Here is a 6,992-nt window from a genome sequence, read left to right on the forward strand (position 1 = left end):
TATTTCATTAATTTTGAAAATTTTAAACAATATTATTATAAACAAAAAGCCCAATTCAATATGAATTGGGCTTTTTGTTTTATTGAAAAAGGGACTATTTTCCTTTTATAGAAACTTCTAAGTTTTTTTCAATTGTATGATTTGGACGAGTCCATTTTGGTTTTTCCCCTAAAGATTCAAATTTAGAATCGGCTGCTTCAATAGTTGTTCTTTGTGGAGCTTTTTTGAATGGTTTCTGAGGTTTTAATCCTAATAACTCAAACATTTTCATGTCTTCGTTTACATCTGGATTTGGAGTTGTTAATAATTTGTCACCCGCAAAAATAGAATTAGCACCAGCGAAAAAGCACATCGCTTGACCTTCGCGGCTCATATTCATTCTTCCCGCAGATAGGCGCACTTGAGTATGCGGCATAACAATTCTCGTGGTAGCCACCATTCGGATCATTTCCCAAATTTCTACTGGTTTTTCGTCTTGCATTGGAGTTCCTTCTACAGCAACCAAAGCATTGATCGGTACAGATTCCGGCTGGGGATTTAATGTAGAGAGAGCAACAAGCATTCCTGCTCTGTCTTCAATACTTTCTCCCATTCCTATGATGCCACCACTGCATACAGTAACGCTTGTTTTACGAACATTTTCAATTGTTTGTAAACGGTCTTCAAATCCGCGTGTAGATATAACTTCTTTATAATAATCTTCAGATGTGTCTAAATTGTGATTGTAAGCATATAGACCTGCTTCTGCCAATCGCTGGGCTTGATTTTCGGTAATCATACCCAAGGTACAGCAAACTTCCATATCCATTTTGTTAATAGTACGGACCATTTCCAAAACCTGATCAAATTCTGGGCCGTCTTTTACATTTCTCCAGGCAGCACCCATACAAACACGGGATGAACCTCCAGATTTTGCTTGAACAGCCTGCTCAGTTACTTGAGCTACCGACATTAAATTGTTTCCGGCAACTCCAGTGCTATATCTAGCAGCCTGTGGACAATAGCCGCAATCCTCAGAACATCCTCCTGTTTTAATAGAAACCAAAGTAGATACTTGAACTACATTTGGGTCATGATGTTCTCTATGAATAGTAGCCGCTTCAAAAAGCAGATCCATCATAGGTTTATTGTAAATAGTAATTATTTCTTCTTTCGTCCAGTTATGTTTTGTGATACTCATTGATCCTTTATTTTAATGCTTCAAAAGTAATCAAATTGTTAGAAAGAACCAACGAACAATTTTTAAAAAGACTTACGGAGAATCAATTAAAATTAAGTTTAATCGGCGACAAATTTGTCGTTATAATAAAGCATGAACAATAAAGTGACAATTACTGAAGAAGCCATTCCTTCAAAAAACAAAGTCAAGCAGTACATATTGATTGATGGATGACCGCCGAACAGGAAAGTTTCGGATAAACTGTTGATATATTTATCACCGCCCCGTATATAACTATAAATTAACAAGCCCAAAATGGACAAAGTTACACCAACCAGCGAAGTCACTAATGCAGCGATAGCATTTGGAACAAAATTTTTCTTACCGTGAGCAATTCTCGATTTTAAAGTGTCATTTACAGCATAAATAATGAATAAAATATTCAGAAGCCTCAAATAGAAAAGATTGGATAAACCTAAAAATTCCATTAATAGGAAGTAAGTTCCTATTGATATAAAAATGAAATACCCATTTTTAATTTCCTTTTTTACTTTCATGATGAATGGTTTTTAAAAAGTTAGAAATTCAGTATCTTTTTGGGAATCAGGTAGGCTGATATAAAATTACAAAAAATAAACGAAATCGATGTAATTAATTAACAGAGAGTTTTCTATGGATTGATTTGAAAGTAATGTGAATATTATATTACTTCAATGTGGAAATGTCGCGCGAGATTAAAGCAGCTGAGTGAAAATTGGATTGCAGGAGAAATGCTGTCATTGTGATAGATTACTTCACTGGAAAAATAATGACGAGCGAAGCACTCTTACAGCATTTCATTATTTAAAAAAGTGCTGTTGTTAAATAGAAGAGAATTTTTAGAAATGGAATAATGCTGCTGAAATATATTAGTGTTTTTCAAAATAAGCCAAAGCAGTTTTTTTATCTTTTTCTAATTGTATTTTTAGATGATCTACAGATTCAAATTTTTCTTCATCTCTGATTCTTTCTAATATAGATACAGTTATTTTTTGATCATATAAATCTTCGTCAAAATCAAAATAATTGATTTCTATAGTTTGGTTTTTACCGTCAACTGTTGGGTTGAAGCCGATATTCATCATTCCTTTCACTGTTGTGGAGTTAATAATGCTCTTAACAATGTAAACGCCATTCTTAGGAATCAGCTTAAAGTTTTCTTCTAATTTTAAGTTAGCAGTTGGAAATCCAATAGTTCTTCCTAGCTGTCTTCCTTTGGTGATGATACCAGTCAATGAATAATTATAGCCTAAGTATTCGTTGGCCAAAGCTATGTTTCCATCATCGAGGGCATGTCTTATTTTAGTGGAACTTACAGATACTTCTTTAATTTCCTGAGCTGAAATTTCTTCGACTTCAAAATCATATTGCTCTCCAAACTTTTTGAGATCGTCAATATTAGCTGTTCTGTTTCGGCCAAAGCGATGATCGTGACCAATAATTATTTTATGAATATGGAATTTATCGACTAAAATGTTTTTTACAAATTCTTCAGCAGTCAATCTTGAAAAACTTTCATCGAAAGGGTGAATTACTAAATTTTGAATTCCAATTTTATCTAATAATACTGTTTTTTCCTCGATTGTATTGAGCATTTTTATGCCGGAATCCTCTTGTAATACCATTCTAGGATGTGGAAAAAAGGTAAGGACCAGGCTTTCATACTTTTCATTTTCAGTATTCTGGGTTACTTTTTCCAGAATTTTTCTGTGGCCAAAGTGAACACCGTCAAAGGTTCCTAATGTAAGAATTGTTTTTTTTATCGGGGTTCCAGCAATTGTTTGGAAGTCGTTTATAGAATGAAAAATTTTCAAAGTGACTATTTTAAATTTTTTGCAAATTTATACTATCTATTTTAAAACTAGGACAAGAAGTTTCGATTTTTATAAATACGGATTATTTTAAAAACGATTAAACGTTCAAAGAAGTCTTTGTACTTCACTTAAATGCTTAATTGTTTAGAAATTGTTTTGAATCATCGTGTATTCTATTGCAAATGGATTAATTTTGTCTGTTAAATTATGGATTATCAATTACAGTGTTATAAAATACATCCTTAAAATAGCAGCCACACATGAATAAACTTTTTCTTTTTATTGGTGTTTTCACAGTAAGTTTTGCGGGATTTTCTCAAGTCAAATCGGCGTGGAAAGCAGTTGGTAATTCTCAAAAAATAGCTTCTCAAAAAGGAGATGCCGAAAATGTCCATTTATATACATTGGATGTAGTTGAATTCAAGAAGTCTCTAGAGACTTTTGACTTACGGAATTCTAACTCTAAAGGAGTTTCTGTATCAATCCCAAACGGGGAGGGCAAAATGGAACAGTTTTTAGTTGTAGAATCATCCAATTTTGTTCCAGAACTGCAAGCGCAATATCCAAATATCCATTCTTATTCCGGAACTGGAATTACGGATGCAAAAGCATCTATAAGTTTTAGTATTTCACCAAATGGAGTTCAAACAATGGTTTTAAGAGGAGATAAGGCTTCTGAATTTATTGATCCTCTGCCGGGTAATAGATCGATTTATGCAGTTTCGTCTTCCAATACTAGAACTAAAGGTGCGCTGCCTTTATTCTGTAAAACTGTAGATATAAATGTTAATAAAGGATTGACTAAAAAGGCGTCACAGTTGAAATCTAGTGCGGGTGTTTTCAAAACATTGCGTCTGGCTTTGTCTTGTACAGGTGAATATGCTCAATATTTTGGAGGATCAAAAGCTGAAGCTTTAGCGGCCATGAATGCAACTATGACTAGAGTAAATGGTATTTTTAATAAAGATCTGGCTATAAAATTAGTGCTGATAGCTAATGAATCGGCGATTATTTATACAGATCCAGATACCGATCCTTATTCGGAGTCGGCAGCAGGTGTCGGAGATGGAGAATGGAGTTCTGAGCTGCAGACTACATTGACTACGGTAATAGGTAATGCTAATTATGATATTGGGCATTTGTTTGGTGATACCGGGGGCGGCGGTGCGGCAGGCTGTATAGGCTGTGTTTGTGTAAATCCAACAGTTTCCGTTCCAGATGGAAAAGGAAGCGGTTTTACCTCTCCATCAAATGGCGTGCCTGAAGGTGACAAATTTGACATTGACTTTGTTGCTCATGAAATGGGGCATCAATTAGGAGCAAATCATACTTTTTCTCACGATGTTGAGGGTACTGGTGTGAGTGTTGAGCCAGGCAGCGGATCTACAATTATGGGATATGCAGGGATTACTGATTATGATGTTCAAAATCAATCGGATGATTATTTTTCGTATGCTAGTATTAAGCAGATTCAGGACAATTTAGCAAACAAAATATGTCCTGTAAGTACTGTATTAAATGATCAGACTCCAAATGTCGAAGCTGGATTAGATTATACGATTCCGAAAGGAACTCCCTTCGTTTTAAAAGGCAAGGCAACAGATGCCAATGGTGATGCAATGACATATTGCTGGGAACAAAATGATTCTGCTGCCGGTAATGAAAGCGAAGATAATAGTTATGCTTATGGAACAAAAGTGTATGGGCCAAATTTTAGATCATTTTCCCCTAGTACTGTGACATATCGTTATTTCCCTGATTTTAATAAAGTACTCATTGGACAATTGAACACTACTTGGGAATCTGTTTCTACTATAGGAAGAAAATTAAATTTTGTGTTTACAGCTAGAGACAATGCTGCATCAGGATTAGGACAGACTCATTCGGACGCCATGGCTGTTACTGTTGATGGAAATAAGGGGCCATTTGCTGTAACTTCTCAATATGATTCAAATAGCGGATGGATTTTGGGTTCGTCACAAACTATAACTTGGAGTGTAAATGGTTCTAACTTATTGTCGGGAGCTGCGAATGTGAATATTAAGTTGTCTACAGATGGCGGATTGACTTTTCCAATATCTTTGGCTGCTAATACTCCTAACGACGGTTCTGAAATTGTCATGGCACCTTCCACAGCTGCTAAAAATTGCAGAATTCTGATTGAGCCTGTAGAAAATATTTTTTATGCAGTAAATAGTACTCCTTTTTCTTTAGGATATGGTACCGAAGCGTCTTGTGATACCTATACTTTTTCGGCACCTTATAATATTCCAGAATCTCAGACATATGCAGAACGGACAATTACGGTTCCAGCAACAGTTTCGGAAATTACGGATGTGAATTTTAATATTAGTTTTACGCATGCCTATATGTCGGATGTTCAGATTGAAGTGGTAAGTCCAAGCGGGACTACTGTCAAGCTCTTTGATAGTTCCTGTAAAGATGAGAATAGCAGTTTGGTTTTGAAGTACGATGATTTGGGAGGAAATTTAAGCTGTGGCACAATAAGCAGCCAGACCGTTGTTCCAGTTAGTTCGTTATCAGCTTTAAATGGTGAAAGTCCGCAAGGTATCTGGAAATTAAGATTTAGAGATGCCATTGTTGGTGATACTGGAAAAATAACAGCGGCGTCAATACAGATTTGTTCTAGTGTTTATACCAGTTTGGGTGTGTCGCAATATGAAATCAAAGATTTTCTGGTGTATCCCAATCCTAATAAAGGAAATTTTACTGTTTCATTCAAAAGTAATGATAGCGACGATATTCGGATTTTTGTTAATGATATGGATGGTAAAAAAGTCTATGACAAAAAGTTTAAAAACACTGGTGATGTAAATGAAATTGTAGCGCTTGCTAATACGGCTGCAGGAACTTATATTGTTACCGTTGAGGATGGTGGCCGAAAAGGGGTTTCGAAAATTATAGTAAATTAGTTTGATTCTTATAAAATAAAAAAGGGAGACATTTTTGATATGTCTCCCTTTTTTATTTTCCATTAAATGCAGTCATCGTGTTTTCTAATCCTGCCGTTCCAAAAGATTTTATTATTTCGGAAGCGACTTCCAGTCTTTCGGGAAGTTTTGCTTTTTCGTTATCGTCCCAATCTCCTAATACATAATCGACCTGCTGTCCTTTTTTAAACTCATCGCTGATGCCAAATCGGAAGCGGGTGTATTCTTGTGTGTTTAGAACGAGATTAATGTTTTTTAGTCCGTTGTGTCCCCCGTCACTACCTTTTTTTCGGATGCGGATAGTTCCAAAGGAAAGGTTTAAATCATCGGTAATGACAAAAATATTTTCAAGCGGAATGTTTTCTTTGTCCATCCAGAATTTTACGGCTTTACCGCTTAAATTCATGTAGGTGTTGGGTTTGAGTAGTAAAAAGGTTCTGCCTTTGAATTTGTATTCGGCTAGTGCACCTAGTTTTACGGTTTCGAATGAAAGTCCTTCTTTTTTGGCTAGGAAATCCAATACTTTGAAGCCAATGTTATGTCTGGTGTTTACATATTCGGAGCCGATGTTGCCTAGGCCTACGATTAAAAATTTTTTACTCACTTCTATATTATTTTTTTGGTGTCCGTGAACCTCCGGTTTCATATTATCTTTGTTCTCTGCTGTTTTTGGTGATGAAAACAGGTTTTGTATCCATTTTATCATGGTGCAAAAATAGTATAAAAAGAATAAAGAGGAAAGAACAAAGAATATAGAGAATTCCATGAGATTGATTTTAACCGCAAGGAGCGCAAAAGGAAGTAATGGACGCAGAGCTCTGCGAACTTAGCGCAATTCTTTGCGGGCTTTGCGTTTAAAATGAAGGCAAGAACGAAACCATAAACCCTAACCAGCACCGATGGGAGGGAAAATCCTTTTATTGGTCTCAGATTCGGGTTTAAAACCCTGCAATTTATTGCAGTACTTTAGTAATGCGAAAAAATCTTTACCTTTAGATTATGAGCACAGATTTAAGAAAAGGTTCGCAT

The 6,992-nt window shown here is 35.5% G+C and carries 5 protein-coding genes; 1 reads left to right on the top strand and 4 read right to left on the bottom strand.

All coding sequences use genetic code 11. The features are described 5' to 3' along the window. Nucleotides 1-94: 94 nt before the first annotated feature. From bioB to C8P67_RS20525, 3 genes are all read right to left on the bottom strand, one after another. Nucleotides 95-1,180 (bottom strand): biotin synthase BioB, encoded by a 1,086-nt coding sequence (gene bioB, locus C8P67_RS20515; protein WP_115815065.1) that lies wholly within the window; start codon nucleotides 1,178-1,180, stop codon nucleotides 95-97. 98 nt (nucleotides 1,181-1,278) lie between these two features. After that, complete coding sequence (locus C8P67_RS20520; RefSeq protein ID WP_115815066.1) at nucleotides 1,279-1,716, bottom strand: hypothetical protein; 438 nt, start codon at nucleotides 1,714-1,716, stop codon at nucleotides 1,279-1,281. A 351-nt stretch (nucleotides 1,717-2,067) separates the two neighbouring features. Next, on the bottom strand, nucleotides 2,068-3,012 hold the full coding sequence (locus tag C8P67_RS20525; protein ID WP_115815067.1) for a bifunctional riboflavin kinase/FAD synthetase: 945 nt from the start codon (nucleotides 3,010-3,012) through the stop codon (nucleotides 2,068-2,070). A 260-nt stretch (nucleotides 3,013-3,272) separates the two neighbouring features. On the opposite strand from C8P67_RS20525, the gene C8P67_RS20530 reads away from it, so the two are divergent. Next, entirely contained in the window at nucleotides 3,273-5,945 is a 2,673-nt protein-coding gene (locus C8P67_RS20530; RefSeq protein WP_115815068.1) for a reprolysin-like metallopeptidase, read from the top strand. Between the two features lie 52 nt (nucleotides 5,946-5,997). Here the strand turns inward: C8P67_RS20530 and pth are convergent, their stop codons facing one another. Then, nucleotides 5,998-6,669, bottom strand: coding sequence for an aminoacyl-tRNA hydrolase (gene pth / locus C8P67_RS20535; protein WP_115815069.1), 672 nt, complete (start codon nucleotides 6,667-6,669; stop codon nucleotides 5,998-6,000). Nucleotides 6,670-6,992: the final 323 nt, after the last annotated feature.

The sequence above is a fragment of the Flavobacterium aquicola genome (assembly GCF_003385115.1).
In the GTDB taxonomy this organism is placed as follows: domain Bacteria; phylum Bacteroidota; class Bacteroidia; order Flavobacteriales; family Flavobacteriaceae; genus Flavobacterium; species Flavobacterium aquicola.